The following is a 14,956-nucleotide window of genomic DNA, read 5'->3' on the forward strand; positions in this document are numbered from 1 at the left end:
CGCCGGGCGCCGCAGCGCGTCCGGCCCGCCGCCCGCGGGCCCGTACCCTGGTGGCGTGCCGTCCTCCCGCCTGCGCCGTATCGCCGTGCTGGTCCTGGAGGGGGCGAAACCCCTCGACGTCGGGATCCCCGCGCAGGTCTTCACGACCCGGGAGAGCATGCCGTACGAGGTACGCGTGTGCGGGGCCGCGCCCGGGCTGGTGACCGGCGGCGACGGGCTCGCCTACCACGTCGCGGACGGGCTGGACGCGCTCGCCTGGGCCGACACCGTCTTCGTGCCCGGCTACCGCTTCCCGGACCGCGAGGACCCGCCCCGCGCGGTCGTCGAGGCGCTGGTCGCCGCCCACACCCGGGGCGCACGGCTGGCCGCCATCTCGACGGGGGCGTTCGCGCTCGCCGCGACGGGGCTGCTGGACGGCCGCCGGGCCACGACGCACTGGCACTACACCCGCGCCCTCGCGCGCAAGCACCCGCTCGTCCGGGTCGACGAGAACGTGCTGTTCGTCGACGAGGGCAGCGTGCTCACCTCGGCCGGCGCCGCCTCCGGCATCGACCTGTGCCTGCACGTGCTGCGCGGCGACCTCGGCGTCGCCGCCTCCAATCACGCGGCCCGGCGGCTGGTCGCCGCTCCCTACCGCAGCGGCGGGCAGGCCCAGTACGTGCCGCGCAGCGTGCCCGAGCCGCTCGGCGAGCGCTTCGCCGCGACACGCGAATGGGCCCTGCACCGGCTCGGTGAGCCGCTCACCCTGGAGATCCTCGCGCGGCACGCGGCGGTCTCCCCGCGCACCTTCTCCCGGCGCTTCGCCGAGGACACCGGCTACACACCCATGCAGTGGGTGATGCGCGCCCGTGTCGACCTGGCGCGCGAACTGCTGGAACGCTCCAAGCGCGGGGTCGAGCAGATCGCCAACGACGTCGGGCTCGGCACCGGCGCGAACCTGCGGCTGCACTTCCAGCGCATCCTCGGCACGACCCCGACCGAGTACCGGCGGACCTTCGGCCGGGGCGAGTAGCGGCCCCTGCGGCCGGCCCGATCCGCTGGCGCGATCCTTTCGAACCATGGCGCTCGGGCCACGGCCGCGAGCGCGGCGGTCGGGCGAGTCTGGTGGTGCAACGAAGGGACGAAGGGACACCACTCATGACTCGCATCGCCATCAACGGATTCGGCCGCATCGGGCGCAACGTGCTGCGCGCCCTGCTGGAGCGCGGCAGCGACCTGGAGGTCGTCGCCGTCAACGACCTCACCGAGCCCGTCGCCCTCGCCCGCCTGCTCGCGTACGACTCCACCGCGGGCCGGTTCGGCCGCCCGGTCACCGCCGAGGGGGACAGCCTCGTCGTCGACGGCCGCCGCATCCGGGTGCTCGCCGAGCGGGAGCCGGCCCGGCTGCCGTGGGCCGAACTCGGCGTCGACGTGGTGCTGGAGTCGACCGGCCGCTTCACCTCGGCGAAGGCCGCCCGCGCCCACCTGGACGCCGGCGCCGGCAAGGTCCTCGTCAGCGCCCCCTCGGACGGCGCGGACGCCACGGTCGCCTACGGCGTCAACACCGGGGTGTACGACCCGGCCGCCCACACCGTCGTCTCCAACGCCTCCTGCACGACCAACGCGCTGGCGCCGCTCGCCGCCGTCCTCGACGACCTGGCGGGCATCGAGCACGGCTTCATGACCACCGTGCACGCCTACACGCAGGAGCAGAACCTCCAGGACGGCCCGCACCGCGACGCCCGCCGCGCCCGCGCCGCCGCCGTCAACATCGTGCCCACCACGACGGGCGCCGCCAAGGCGATCGGCCTCGTGCTGCCCCGCCTGGAGGGCAAGCTCTCGGGCGATTCGATCCGGGTGCCCGTGCCGGTCGGCTCGATCGTCGAGCTCAACACCACCGTGGCCCGCGACGTGACCCGCGAGGAGGTGCTGGCCGCCTACCGGGCCGCCGCCGACGGGCCGCTCGCCGGGATCCTCGAATACTCCGACGACCCGCTGGTGTCGTCCGACATCGTCGGCAACCCGGCCTCGTCGATCTTCGACTCGGCCCTCACCCGCGTCGACGGCCGCCACGTCAAGGTGGTCGCCTGGTACGACAACGAGTGGGGCTTCTCCAACCGGGTCGTGGACACGCTCGAACTGCTGGCCGCGGGCTGACCGCTGAACCCGGCCGTGCCCGGAGGGGCGGTTGCCCCGCCCGTCCGGGCCCCGGGGCGGCCCGGCGCCGCGTCAGGCGGCCGTCACTGGCCCACCCGGCCGTCGACGCACTCGCGGAGCAGATCGGCGTGGCCGCTGTGCCGGGCGTACTCCTCGACCCTGTGCACCAGCAGTTCCCGGATCGCGATCGCGTCCTTCCCGACCCGCTCGCCGAGATCCGGGTGGGCGGCCAGGGCCACGTCGGTCGCCGCCTGCTCACGCTCCAGGTCGGCGTAGGCGGCCTCGACGACGGCGGGGTCGGCGACGGCGCCGAGGAAGTCCGCGTCCTTCGGGCCGTAGAGCTTCGGCTGCGGTTCGCCCTCGCCGAGCCAGTTGCGCCAGTCCCGCTCCACCTCGGCGAGGTGCCGGATCAGGCCCAGCAGCGACATCGTCGACGGCGGCACGGAGCGGCGCGCCAGCTGCCCGGCGTCCAGCCCCTCGCACTTCATCCGCACGGTGATCCGGTAGCGCGTCAGGAAGTCGTGCAGGGTGGCGGCCTCGCCTTCCGGGCCGGGGCCGTTCTCGCGCGGGTCGTCGTCGGGGTCGGTCCACATGTCGGGGTAGACGGTGGCCCGGGTCCACCGCTCGGGGTGATCGCTCATGGACAGCATGCTCGACCGTCGCCGGCCTGTCGCGCCAGCGGGTTTGCGTCCCGCGCGCGGCGGGCGCGGAACGGGCGACCGTACGGCCCGGGGCGCGGGGGATGCGGACCTCCGCGCCCCGGGCCGTCCGGCGGGGGGCCGCCAGGTCAGATCAGGGCGAACTGCTGGGCGGCGGAGCCGTTGCAGTCCCAGATCTGGAGGCGGGTGCCGTTGGCGGTGGCGCCGCTGGGGGAGTCGAGGCAGCGGCCGGACTGCGGGTTGAACAGCGAGCCGTCCGGGCGCTGGTTCCAGACCTGCCCGCCGGCGCCGTCGCAGTCCCACAGTTCGACCTGGGTGCCGTTGGCGGTGCCGTTGCCGTTGATGTCCAGGCAGCGGCCGAGCGTGCCGAGCGTTCCGCCGGCGCTGTGGAACCAGTGCTGGTCGACGGCCCACGACTGGCAGTCCCACAGCTGCACCGCGGCGCCGTTCGTGCCGGTGTCGTCGGCGGCGACGTCCACGCACCTGCCGCCGGGACCGGCCACCGGGGCGCCGCCGTTGACGGTGAAGCGCTGGGCGGCGGAGCCGTTGCAGTCCCAGATCTGGAGCCGGGTGCCGTTGGCGGTGGCGCCGTTCGGGGAGTCGAGGCAGCGGCCGGACTGCGGGTTGAACAGCGAGCCGTCGGAACGCTGCACGAACTTCTGGCCGCCGGCGCCGTTGCAGTCCCACAGTTCGACCTGGGTGCCGTTGGCGGTGCCGTTGCCGTTGACGTCCAGGCAGCGGCCGAGCGTGCCGAGCGAGCCGTTGGCGTGGTGCGCCCAGTGCTGGTCCTCGGCCCAGGTCTGGCAGTCCCACAGTTGCACCGCGGCGCCGTTCGTGCCGGTGTCGTCGGCGGCGACGTCCACGCACCTGCCGCCGGGGCCGGTGACCGTCCCCTGCGGGCCGTTGGGCACGTCGGTCCGGCCGCTGTAGCCGGCCGCGACGACGTTCGCCTGCACCGCGTTCTCGGCCGCGTCGCTCGGGTAGCCGGCGACCATCGCGCCTTCGAAGAAGGTGCCCATGTTGCGGTTGCTGTTGTCGCCGCCCGTGCCGAGGATGATGCCGCCCTCCTGCTGCATGGGCCGGTATCCGCCGCGGGTCGGCAGCCCGCCGCTCCACCAGGTCGACAGTCCGCCGCCCTGCGAGTTGCCGCCCTTGAGGGCGTACGTGGTCCGGCCGTCGTTCTTCAGCACGGCTGTGACGTACGGGCTGCTGTTGCCGAGGTTGGCGGTGTTGGAGCCGTTGTCGCCCTGGAACATGCCGTTCTCCAGGTCCGCCTCCACCCACGGGCCCGACCCGGTGCAGGGGGAGAAGTAGCAGGTGGTGGCGATGGAGACGGCGTCCATGTGGCCGTTGCCGGTGTCGTACGGGGTGCTCTCGGCGTTGCCGTAGTCGAAGCAGCAGTCCGAGCCGACGTGCGTGCCGCTGGCGACCATGTAGACGCCCTCGGGCTGCCCGCCCACGGCGACGCCCGAGGCGGCACCGGTGTAGCGGTAGCCGACGCCCGGCGAGACCCAGATGCCGTAGACCTTGTGCCCGCCCGCGCGGACGGCGATCTCGCTCGCGTCCGCGCCGCGGTCCGCGCCGCCGGCGCCGCCCGCCGGTCCGGGCAGCAGGTCGTTGTGGCGGCTGGTCTGGTCGTACACCTTGCTGATGCGGCACGTGGTGCCGCCGCAGAAGGTGTCCTGGTGCCCGGCGTCGGCGTAACCGCCCTGGGCCAGCAGGCCGATGTCCGCCGTCGCGCCGTCCGAGGCACGGGTGACCTGGTAGAGCGGGCCGACGTAGCCGGAGAGGAGGGCCCGCACGGTGCTGTGCGCGGCGACGCAGGGTGTGCCCGCGGCCGCGTAGATGTCGCACGGCAGCGAGCCGGCCGCCTGGGAGGCGGCCGGCAGTGCCAGGAGGGAGCCGAGCACCAGCGCGAGCACGGCCACGGGCGGCCCGATGACCCGGGCCGCCCGGCGGAGCGCCGCCGCGAGGAGTGCCGGGGTCCGGGAGGCCGCCGTACGGTCCGGCGTGGCGCGGGGTGCTGTCGCGCCGGGTGGGGCGGGCGTGGCTCTGGGTGTCAGTCGCATGGAGCGCTCCTGGGAGTGGGGGAGGGGAGCTGCCGCCCGGTCACCGGACGGCGGTTGCCGGACCGCTGGGCGCCGTGCAGGTGGCGGCGGCGGAGGCACCACCACCGCCGCCACCCGTCAGGGGGTCGTGCGCGTGCGCTCGCCGGGGTTCGTCACCGCGCTCCTTGCGGGCCTCGCCCGGCCGTGGCCCTGGCGAGCGGCCCGCGAGGAGCGGCCGGGGACGGTGCGGGGGGAGTGGGCGGACGGCGTACCGGCGTGGACGATTCGCTCGTGGCGTTCAACGATGTAAAGCATCGGGCAGCACGATGACAGCACGGCTCAGTTGTCATGTCTAGACCTTTCGCGCGGGCAATTCCCCCTCCCGCCGGGCCGGTTCGGACCGTGCGCCGCTCGGACCTGCGTTCCCTGCTGAGCTGGCTCTTCGCCCGCTGCCAGGGCCGTCCGCCGGTCCGGAGCCCACTGCCGGACACCGCGGAACACCGGGAGGAGAGCCCTTGGAGGGGCATCGGCCGGACGCGTTTCACACCACACCCTGACAGGTCCCGGCTGTCCTCCCGATCGTCTGTCTGCATCGTTGTACAGATCCGTACGGCCAGGCCGTCGCCCCCCCCGCCGCCCCTGGCCCGGTCCGGGGCCCGCTGATCGCCCGGTGCCGCACGGCGCCCTTCGCCGTCACCTCCGCCGGGCCGCCGTCTCCCGCGGGCCGTCGCCCGCGGGGCTCGACCGGCCCTGCGGCGTGTTGCCGCTCGCCGTCGGACACAATCTGACCGAGCACTACTTCTCGCAGTACGGCGCGGCGTTCACCGGCGCCGTCAGCGGCGGGTTCCCCGCCGCGGTGCTGCCGAGGACGCTGCTCGGCCGCACCCGGCAACCGGAGCGACCGCTCCGGACGCCCGTGCCCGGCGCACGGGCCCGGCCGTTCCGTCGCGGCCGGGCCCGTCCCGCCACCCAGGGCCCGCAAGAAAGGAAAGCCGTGGGCGTCAGCCTCAAAGATGTCGCACTGCGCGCCGGCGTGTCGGTGAAGACCGTCTCCAACGTCGTCAACGACTACCCGCACGTCACACCGACCACCCGGGCGCGGGTCCAGCGCGCGATCGACGACCTCGGCTACCGCCCCAACCTGACCGCCCGCCACCTGCGCAAGGGCCGCACCGGCATCATCGCGCTGGCGATACCCGAACTGGGCAACCCCTACTTCGCGGAGGTCGCCGGCGCCGTCGTCGACGCCGCAGCCCGGCACAGCCTCACCGTGCTGCTCGACCACACCGCGGGAGCCCGCGAGAAGGAGGTGCTGGTCACCCGGGGATTCGGCGCCCATGTCATCGACGGGCTGATCCTCAGCCCGATCCGGCTGGAGAACGAGGACCTCGCCGCCCGCGGTGACGGCCCGCCGCTGGTGCTGCTCGGCGAGCGCGAGTACGACGCCCCGTACGACCACATCATGGTCGACAACGTCGGCGCGGCCCGCGCCGCCGTACGCCACCTGCTCGACATCGGCCGCCGCCGGATCGCCTTCCTCGGCGCCCGCCGGGAGAGCACCCGGCAGCCCGCCCATCTGCGGCTGCGCGGCTGGCGCCAGGGCATCCTGGCCGCCGGACTGGAACCCGACGAGTCGATGGTCGTGGCCACCGAGGGCTACGGCCGGCGGGACGGCGCCGCCGCGATGGCCGCGCTGCTCGACCGAGAGGAGCGGCCCGACGCGGTCTTCGCGTACAACGACCTGATGGCCGTCGGCGCGATGCGCACCCTGGCCGAACGCGGCCTGCGGGTGCCCGGCGACGTCGCCGTCGTCGGTTTCGACGACATCGAGGAGGGCCGCTACGGCAGCGTGTCGCTCAGCACCGTGGCCCCGGACAAGACGGCCCTCGCCCGGCTCGCCGTCGACTGCCTGGCCGAGCGTATCGAGAGCCGCGGCGCCGCCGAGCCGCCCGCACCGCGCCGTATCGACCCGGGGTACCGGCTCATCGCCCGCGAGTCCACGGCCGTACGCAGGGCCTGACCCGGCTCCGGCAGCGGGAACCCGCTGCTCAGCCGCCTGCCGGGCCCTGGCATGCTGTGCTGCATCCCCCGACGACCGCGGCCGGTGACGGCCGCCCGTACCCGAGGACGACCATGCCCCGTGCCTCCCTCGTCAGCGCGCCCTTCGGCACCGCGCCCGGCGGTGAGACCGTGCACCGCTGGACGCTCCGCTCCCCGAGCGGCGTGAGCGCGGAGGTGCTCACCTACGGCGCCACCCTGCACAGCCTGCGGGTGCCGGACGGGCAGGGGACGGCCGCCGACATCGTCCTCGGCCTGCCGGGGACGGCCGAGTACGCCTCCGAGCAGCCCTTCCTGGGGGCGGTCGTCGGCCGCTACGCCAACCGCATCGCGCACGGCCGCTTCACCCTGGACGGCGCGGTGCACCGGGTCCCGGCCAACGACCGCGGCCACGCCCTGCACGGCGGCCCGGACGGATTCCACCGCCGGCTGTGGTCCGCCCGCCCCGGCCCGCGCACCGACGACGGCACCGTCTCCGTCGTCCTCGGCCTGCACAGCCCCGACGGCGACATGGGCTTCCCCGGCGCCCTCGACGTCAGCGTCACCTACACCCTGGACGCGGGCGGCACCCTCGCCCTGGACTACCGGGCGGCCACCGACCGGCCCACGGTCGTCAACCTCACCCACCACGCGTACTTCAACCTCGCCGGCGCGGGCAGCGGCGACGTCCTCGGCCACGTCCTCGCGCTGGACGCCGCGTCCTACCTGCCCGTCGACCCCGGGGCCATCCCCCTCGGACCCCCCGAGCCGGTGGCCGGCACCCCCTTCGACTTCACCGGGCCGCGCCCGATCGGGGACCGCATCGCCGCGGACCACGCCCAGCTCGCCGCGGCGGGCGGCTACGACCACTGCTACGTCCTCGACCCCGCGCCCGTGCCGGGCGCCCTGCGCCGCGCCGCGCGTGTCGACGACCCGGGAAGCGGCCGCCGCATGGCGGTCTGGACGACCGAGCCCGGCCTCCAGCTCTACACCGGCAACAACCTGGACGGTACCCACCGCGGCCCGCAGGGCGCCGCTTACACCCGCCACACCGGGGTCTGCTTCGAGACCCAGCACTTCCCCGACTCCCCCAACCGCCCCGCCTACCCGTCCACCGTCCTGCGTCCCGGGGCCGCGCACCACAGCCGCACCGAATTCCGTTTCCCGCACCTGGCTGTTCCGGCGGCGGGGGAGTAGCAGGGGAAATGCCCGGCGGGAATGGGGATTCCCGCCGGGCTGTGAGAGAAAGCGCTTGTCCTGGAAATGGCGGCGCGGGTCAGGCGTAGGTCTCGAACTCGGCCACCTGGGGCGTGCCCGACGCGCTGGTGATCTGGAAGGTGATCTTCTCCAGCGAGATCTGCGGGAAGCTGATGGTGCCCGCCCCGCTGCCGGACTTCAGGACCGCGCCGGTGCCGGCGTCGACCAGGTTCCATGAGCCGATGCGGCCGGCCGTGCCGGCGGACTCGCGGACGGCGACCGAGGAGACCGCGGTGGCGGAGCCCCACTTGATCGAGATCGACCCGGTGGTGCCGCTCGGCGACCAGTAGGTGCCCATGTCGCCGTCGCGGACGTTGCCGTAGCTGGTGCCCGAGGCCTTGCTGGAGCCGTCGGAGCCGGCGCCCGGGCTCAGGCTGAGGTTGGTGCCGCCGGGCTGGGTCGGCGGCGCCGTCGGGGAGGACGTCGTGGACGCGCTCGGGGTGGGGGTGGTGGGAGGCGCGGTCGGCGACTGGGTCGCGCAGTTGCCGTCCGACACCAGCAGGCCCTTGTTCGCGCCCGCCGTCCGGGTCACGACCGACGGCACGCAGGCCGCGTCGTCCAGGGCGTAGGCGTACGGGATGCTCACGGTGGTGTTGGACTGCGGGTCCGGCCCGGCCGGGTGGTTCTCGCTGCCCTCGGCCGTCCACGTCACGTTGTCGTAGATGTTGCCGCTGACCTGCCAGTAGCCCATCAGGTCGGTGTAGAAGGTGCCGATGACGTCCTGGGAGTCCTCGAAGTAGTTGTTGTCGATCTTCGCGTGGCCTCCGGCCCGGGAGTTGATGCCGGACTTGTTCAGGCCCACGTAGTAGTTGTCGTACATGTGCGCCGTGCCGCCGCGCAGCAGCGGGGCGCGGGAGTCGATGTTCTGGTACAGGTCGTGGTGGTAGGTGATGAAGCTGCTCGACAGGTCGGAGTCGCTGTGGCCGACGAGGCCGCCCCGGCCGGAATTGCGCAGCGTGCTGTAGGACAGCGTGACGTACCGGGTGTTGTCCTTCAGGTCGAAGAGGCTGTCGTAGCCCTCGTCCTCGCCGCCGGACGCCAGCAGGCTCACGTGGTCGACCCAGACGTTGTGGACGTCGCTCTCCATGCCGATGGCGTCGCCGCCGTTGGAGGTGGGCGAACCGGACTTCTTGACGTTCTGCACGGTCACGTTCCGGATGACGATGTTGCTGGCCTGCCGCACGTGGATGCCCAGCTGGTCGAAGACCGCGCCGCTGCCGACGCCCTCGATCGTGACGTTGCTGATCTGCTTGAGGTCGATGACGTCGTCGGCGGTGCTGCAACGTCCGGACGCCTTGGCGGTGTTGCCGTGGTTGATGGTGCCCTCGACCTGGATGACGATCGGGGTGCCCGTGCTCGCCCGGTTGCACAGGGCCGCGTTGATCTGCGCGCCGGTGGTGGCCCGTACGGTCTGCCCGCCCGCGCCGCCGGTGGTGCCGCCGTTCTGGCTCGCGTAGCCGGTGGCGTCGGTCGCCGCGGCCGCCGACGCCTGCTGGCCCGACAGGACCGCGCCGGTCGCGACGGCGAGGACCAGCGTGGCGCCGGCGGCGCCGAGTTGCAGGGCTGCTGCTCGTCTCATGGTGGTGCTTCTCCTTCCGGATGAGCCCCCCGTTTTAGAAAGCGCTTTCTGTTTGCCGCGAGGATAGGGCGGCTTCTGACGGGCTGGCAAGACTTGTGCCGGAAACCGGAAAGCGAAACGGGGAAGGGGAATTACCCCGCGATCGCGGCCGGTGCGGGATTCCGCCGGCCGGGCGCCGGCCGGGCGGCGGCCCGTCGGCGGGGCGGCGGCCGCGCGGCAACTCCCGTACGGCGTGCTAGCGTTCCGTTAACAGAACGGAAGTGGGCGGGGTGGACGAGACGCTGGGCATGCGGCTGCGGCGGCTGCGGGGCGAGCACGGATGCTCGCTGTCGGAGCTGGCGCGGCGCAGCGGGATCGGCAAGGGCACGATCTCGGAGCTGGAGAACGACCGGCGCGGCGCTCGTCTCGGCACCCTCTTCGCGCTCACGACCGCGCTGGGCGCGCCGCTCGGGGCGCTGCTGCCGGACGGCCCGCCCACCGCGGGCGCGGGCGCCGTCCGCGGCGAGTCCGTCGCCGCGGTGCTGCTCGGGCGGTGGCCGGCCGGCTCCCAGCTCGTCGAGGTCTACCGGGCGGTGCTGGAGGAGGCGCGGCAGGACTCGGCACCGCACGCCCCGGGGGTCGAGGAGACCGTGACCGTGGTGCGCGGCCGTGTGCGCGTCGGCCCCGCGGGCGCCGAGCAGGAGCTGGCCGCGGGGGAGAGCGTGCGCTACCCCGGCGACCGGCCGCACCGCTTCCGCGCGCTCGGCGGCCCGGCCGAGGTCGTCCTCCTCATGCACTACCCGGGCGGGGACCCGCAGGGCGGCACCGTATGAGTGCCTGATCCGCCCCGACTCCGGCCGAGCGCAGCAGCAGAAGCAGGACCAGAAGCAGACACCGAATCCGAACACGGCGTGGGCCGCACGGCCGGCCCGCGTGGAAGGGACGCCCCACCATGACCGACGACCAGCAACTGCCCGCCCGCAGCCGCATCGTCCAGCAGCGGCTCGCGGACGCGGGGCTCACCGTCCGCGTCCAGGAGCTGCCGGACTCCGCCCGTACGGCCGCGCAGGCGGCGGCCGCGCTCGGCTGCCCGGTCGGGGCCATCGCCAGCAGCCTGGTCTTCCTTGCCGACGGCGAGCCGCTGCTCGTCATGACCAGCGGGCGGCACCGCGTCGACACCGGGCTGCTCGCGGCGAACGCCGGGGTGCTGGAGGTCGCGATGGCCTCGGCGAACGAGGTCCGGCGGGTCACCGGCCAGGCGATCGGCGGGGTGGCCCCGGTCGGCCACCCGGCGCCGCTGCGCACGGTGATCGACGAGGCGCTGCGGGAGTACGAGGTCCTCTGGGCCGCGGGCGGCACACCGCACACCGTGATGCCGCTGACCTTCGACCAGCTGGTGTCCCTGACCGGCGGTCAGCCGGTCAAGGTCGCCTCGGACTGAGGCCGCGGCGCCGCGGCCGGCGGGCGCGGGGTGCGGAGCTGGGCCGCCGCCAGGACGAGGGCCAGCGCGGCCGTCGCGGACCAGAGCGGGCCCGGGCCCGTGCGGGCGAGCAGCTGCGTGCCCAGCAGCGGCGCCGCCACGCCGGCGAGGCCCCAGCAGGTGCCGAAGGCGGCGAGGTAGCGGCCGGTGGCGGCGGGCGGCGCGAGGTCGGCGACGAGCGCGTACGCCCGGCCCATGACGAGCATCTCGCCCAGCCCGCAGGGCACGGTGGCGGCGGCCGCGCCGGGCAGGCCGGTGGCGGCCGCGTAGCCGAGCAGTCCGGCCGCGAGCAGCAGGTGGCCCGTGGCGAGCGCGGCGTGCGGGGGCATTCCGGCCACCCGGCGCAGGCGCAGCAGCGGCTGGCCGCAGACGACGGTGACCGCGGAGACGGTGAAGAGCAGTCCGGCGTCGGCGGTGTGCAGGCCGCGGGCGGCCAGGGAGAGCGGCAGCACGGTGAGGATCTGCAGGTGGAGCAGGGCGTAGCCGGTGCCGAGCGCCAGCATGGCCAGCAGCCGGCGGTCCCGCCACGGCGATCCGCCCGCCTGTGGGGGTCCGCCCGGCGGGTCCGCGGCGCGGCCGGGAGGGACGGCGAACCGCACGAGGGCCGCGCACAGCAGGCAGCTCACCGCGTCGGCGACGAACAGCAGGCGCAGGTCCCAGCGGCCGAGCAGTGCCGCCAGCAGCCCCGCCCCGATGCCGCCGAGCGCGAGGGCGGCGTTGAAGAGGCTGAAGGCGTGCACCTTGCCCGCGGGCCCCGCGAGATCGGCCAGCAGCGCCTGGCTGGGCGGCTCGTACAGCTCGAAGGCCAGCCCGAGGACGACGGCGGCGAGCGCCGCCTCGGTCAGGGACCGCGCGGCGGCCAGGCCCAGCTGGGCGAGGGCGCAGCCGGCGAGGCCGAGCACGATGGTGCGGCGGGAGCCGAGCGCGTCCGCGAGCCGCCCGCCGAGCAGCCGTGAGGGGATCGAGGCCAGCCCGAAGGCCGCCGTGACCGCCCCGGCGGAGGCGAGGCCGGTGTGGAAGTCGGCGGTGAGCAGGGCGGCGAGGAAGGGGACGGAGAAGGCGCCGAGCCGGTTCACGACGCGGGCCAGGAGCAGGACGCGGGCCGCGCGCGGAAGGGCCACCGGCATACCTCTGTAACTGTCGAAACGGGTAATGTCAGTGATGACGTTATGCGCGAGGGGAGTAACTGGTCAAGTGCTGTTCGACAGTCACGTGCAGAGGTTGCTGGACGCGTCCGTGGCCCTGGTGAACGACCTCACGGACGGGCGTGCGCGCGGTCGCGACTACACTGCCCCGCTCGGCCCGGAGCGCTGCCGGGCCGTCGCCGAAGCGCTGTCCGTACCCGAGCGGCACCAGGTCACCCAGGCCGAGGCGGACGAGCTGGCCGGCACCGCACGGCGGCTGCGCACCGTCTTCGAGGCGGCCGCCGGCGGGCGGCTGGACGACGCGGCCGGCTCGCTGAACGCGCTGCTGCTGGCCCGCGGCGCCCGGCCGCAGCTCGACCGGGACCCCGACCGCGGCTGGCAGCTGCACTTCCACGGCCGCGACGACTCCCTGGCGGTCGGCTGGGGGGCCGGCTGCGCCACGGGGCTGGCCGTCCTCCTCGGCGGCGGCCTCGCCGGGCGCCTGGGGGTGTGCGCGGCCGCGGCCTGCGACCGCGTCTACGTCGACACCTCCCGCAACTCGGCCCGCCAGTTCTGCTCCACGGCCTGCCAGAACCGCGCGAAGGCGGCGGCCTTCCGCGCCCGGCGGGCCCGCTGACCCCGCGCGGGGATCGCCTGTCCGGGCGCACAGACCCGGCAGGGCGGCCGGGCGCGGCCGAGGATGAGGAGTGCCCGGGGGTTTCCCGGCGCGCCCGCCGCGGCGCGCCCGAAGGCCCCGCCGTCCCGCGTGCGAGGGAGAGGCATGACCGAGAACGACACCGAGGCCACCGCGACCGTCGGGCGGGAGCAGGAGCCCGCGCAGGTGACGGGGGCGGCCCGGCGCGCCGGGGAGCGCGAACCGGGGCGTGCCGCACCCGCCGACCTGCGGCGCGTCGGCCTCCATCCCGACCACTGGTACCCCGTCGCGCTGTCCCGCGAGGTACGCCGCGGCAAGACCGTCGCGACCTCCTTCGCCGGGGAGCGCATCGCCCTCTACCGCGGCCGCAGCGGGGCCGTGCACGCGCTGGAGGACCGCTGCGCCCACCGCCAGGTGCCGCTGAGCATGGGCGTGGTGGACGGTGACGCGCTGCGCTGCTGCTACCACGCCTGGGCCTACCGGGGGGACGGGCGGATCTCGCAGATCCCGTACCTGTCCAAGGGCGACGCCCGGCCTCCGCGCGGCGTGCGCGGCTACCCCGTGCGCGAGGCCTACGGCATGGTCTTCGTCTTCCCCGGCGACCCGGACCTGGCGCAGACCGCCACGCTGCCGCAGCTGCCCGCGTACGGCCCGGCCGGCTACCGGACCATGACGTACTCGCGGACGGTGCGCTGCCACTACTCCTTCATGCACGAGAACCTGCTGGACATGAACCACCAGTTCCTGCACCGCGGCGTGGTGGGCAGGCTGCGCCCGCGGCTGCTGGACGCGCGCACCGGCCCGCGGTCGGTCGAGGCGCGCTACCTCTTCCGGCACGACGGCGGCAAGCGCAACCGGGGCGCGAACCTGCTGGCGCGCGAGGGCCTCGGCGGCTCCGACTCCAGCGACGTCATGACCATCCGCACCGAATACCCCTATCAGACCCTCGACCTGGTCCCCGAGGGCGCCGAGCGCCCGGCCTTCCGGCTGTGGGCGGCCTACGTGCCGGAGGACGCCGAGCAGCGCACCTGCCACGTCTACGGGCTGCTCATGATCGAGAAGCCGCGGGTGCCCGGCGTGCTCCAGCTGGCCTGGCCGCTCATCAGGCGCTTCACCGAGCGCGTCTTCGCCGAGGACCGGATGGCCGTCGAGGCCGAGCAGCGCGCCTGGGACGAGCAGGGCGAGGACCGCAACCACGAGGTCTTCCCGCTGATCCTGGACGTCCGCGAGGTGCTGCGCCGCAACGGTGTCCCGCTGCGCCCCCGGCCCGCAGGCCCGCCCGCCTGCGCCGAGGCCGTCCCCCGCACGCCCTGACCCCCCACCCCGAGGAGCACCAGCATGCGCATCGGAATCATCGGCGCCGGCCACATCGGCTCCACCCTCGCCCGCCACTTCGCCGCGGTCGGCCACGAGGTGGCGCTCGCCAACTCCCGCGGCCCGGAGACGCTCGCGGGCCTGACGGCCGGCATCGGCGGCGGAGTGCGGGCCGTCACCGCCGCCGAGGCCGCGGGCTTCGGCGAGATCGCCGTCGTGAGCATCCCCTACGGCCGGATCGGCGAGCTGCCCCGCGCCGGGCTGAGCGGCAAGATCGTCGTCGACACCTGCAACTACTACCCGCAGCGCGACGGCCACGAGGCCGACCTCGACGACGGCTCCACCACGTCGAGCGAGAAGGTCCGCGCGGCCACCGGCGGCGACGTCGTGAAGGCCTTCAACGCCATCTTCTGGGAGAACCTGCGCGACCGCGGCCGCCCCGAGGGCGACCCCGAGCGGCTGGCCATCCCGGTCTCCGGCGACGACGCGAAGGCCAAGACGGTCGTGGCCGGCCTGATCCGCGAGATCGGCTTCGACCCCGTGGACGCCGGACCGCTCGCCACGGGCGGCCGCAAGCACCAGCCCGGCACCGACGTCTACACCGCCGAACTGCCCGCCGCGGACATGGCCGCGGTGCTGCACGCGGCCTGACCGCCCCCGCGGGGAGCCGGGGCGGGGCGAAGCGGCG

13 protein-coding genes are annotated in these 14,956 nt (G+C 74.8%); 9 read left to right on the forward strand and 4 right to left on the reverse strand.

Going from position 1 to position 14,956, the window contains the following annotated elements:
- Positions 1–55: 55 nt before the first annotated feature.
- Positions 56–1,012, forward strand: a complete 957-nt coding sequence (locus ACH4SE_RS13095) for a GlxA family transcriptional regulator (RefSeq protein WP_398543431.1) — start codon at positions 56–58, stop codon at positions 1,010–1,012.
- Between the two features lie 125 nt (positions 1,013–1,137).
- Positions 1,138–2,136 (forward strand): type I glyceraldehyde-3-phosphate dehydrogenase, encoded by a 999-nt coding sequence (gene gap / locus ACH4SE_RS13100; RefSeq protein ID WP_398543432.1) that lies wholly within the window; start codon positions 1,138–1,140, stop codon positions 2,134–2,136.
- A gap of 83 nt (positions 2,137–2,219) precedes the next feature.
- On the opposite strand, the gene ACH4SE_RS13105 is transcribed toward gap, so the two are convergent.
- A complete protein-coding gene (locus ACH4SE_RS13105) occupies positions 2,220–2,777 on the reverse strand; it encodes a DinB family protein (RefSeq protein ID WP_398543433.1) in 558 nt (185 codons plus the stop codon).
- Positions 2,778–2,923: 146 nt separating this feature from the next.
- Entirely contained in the window at positions 2,924–4,864 is a 1,941-nt protein-coding gene (locus ACH4SE_RS13110) for an arabinofuranosidase catalytic domain-containing protein (protein ID WP_398543434.1), read from the reverse strand.
- 973 nt (positions 4,865–5,837) lie between these two features.
- Between ACH4SE_RS13110 and ACH4SE_RS13115 the strand changes: the two genes are divergently transcribed.
- Both ACH4SE_RS13115 and ACH4SE_RS13120 read left to right on the forward strand, forming a co-directional pair.
- The gene (locus ACH4SE_RS13115) at positions 5,838–6,863 is read left to right on the forward strand and encodes a LacI family DNA-binding transcriptional regulator (RefSeq protein WP_398543435.1); all 1,026 of its coding nucleotides are present in this window, start codon (positions 5,838–5,840) and stop codon (positions 6,861–6,863) included.
- Between the two features lie 113 nt (positions 6,864–6,976).
- Positions 6,977–8,077 carry an aldose epimerase family protein gene (locus tag ACH4SE_RS13120; RefSeq protein WP_398543436.1) on the forward strand — a complete coding sequence of 367 codons (1,101 nt, stop codon included), beginning with the start codon at positions 6,977–6,979 and terminating at the stop codon, positions 8,075–8,077.
- A 79-nt stretch (positions 8,078–8,156) separates the two neighbouring features.
- Here ACH4SE_RS13120 and ACH4SE_RS13125 read toward each other — a convergent pair whose 3' ends face one another.
- Complete coding sequence (locus ACH4SE_RS13125; protein ID WP_398543437.1) at positions 8,157–9,716, reverse strand: polysaccharide lyase family 1 protein; 1,560 nt, start codon at positions 9,714–9,716, stop codon at positions 8,157–8,159.
- Between the two features lie 269 nt (positions 9,717–9,985).
- Here ACH4SE_RS13125 and ACH4SE_RS13130 point away from each other — a divergent pair, with 269 nt between their 5' ends.
- Complete coding sequence (locus ACH4SE_RS13130; RefSeq protein WP_398543438.1) at positions 9,986–10,528, forward strand: helix-turn-helix domain-containing protein; 543 nt, start codon at positions 9,986–9,988, stop codon at positions 10,526–10,528.
- Positions 10,529–10,647: 119 nt separating this feature from the next.
- Positions 10,648–11,136 (forward strand): YbaK/EbsC family protein, encoded by a 489-nt coding sequence (locus ACH4SE_RS13135; protein ID WP_398543439.1) that lies wholly within the window; start codon positions 10,648–10,650, stop codon positions 11,134–11,136.
- Here ACH4SE_RS13135 and ACH4SE_RS13140 read toward each other — a convergent pair.
- Positions 11,109–12,296 (reverse strand): MFS transporter, encoded by a 1,188-nt coding sequence (locus tag ACH4SE_RS13140; RefSeq protein ID WP_398543440.1) that lies wholly within the window; start codon positions 12,294–12,296, stop codon positions 11,109–11,111. The genes ACH4SE_RS13135 and ACH4SE_RS13140 overlap by 28 nt on opposite strands.
- 73 nt (positions 12,297–12,369) lie before the next feature.
- On the opposite strand from ACH4SE_RS13140, the gene ACH4SE_RS13145 reads away from it, so the two are divergent.
- From ACH4SE_RS13145 to ACH4SE_RS13155, 3 genes are all read left to right on the forward strand, one after another.
- Positions 12,370–12,936 carry a CGNR zinc finger domain-containing protein gene (locus tag ACH4SE_RS13145; protein ID WP_398543441.1) on the forward strand — a complete coding sequence of 189 codons (567 nt, stop codon included), beginning with the start codon at positions 12,370–12,372 and terminating at the stop codon, positions 12,934–12,936.
- Positions 12,937–13,080: 144 nt separating this feature from the next.
- Positions 13,081–14,268: a Rieske 2Fe-2S domain-containing protein gene (locus ACH4SE_RS13150; protein ID WP_398543442.1), complete on the forward strand. Its 1,188-nt coding sequence runs from the start codon at positions 13,081–13,083 to the stop codon at positions 14,266–14,268.
- Positions 14,269–14,292: 24 nt separating this feature from the next.
- Positions 14,293–14,919 carry an NADPH-dependent F420 reductase gene (locus tag ACH4SE_RS13155; protein ID WP_398543443.1) on the forward strand — a complete coding sequence of 209 codons (627 nt, stop codon included), beginning with the start codon at positions 14,293–14,295 and terminating at the stop codon, positions 14,917–14,919.
- Positions 14,920–14,956 lie beyond the last annotated feature (37 nt).

The organism is Streptomyces sp. NPDC020983, from assembly GCF_044333485.1.
In the GTDB taxonomy this organism is placed as follows: Bacteria; Actinomycetota; Actinomycetes; order Streptomycetales; family Streptomycetaceae; genus Actinacidiphila.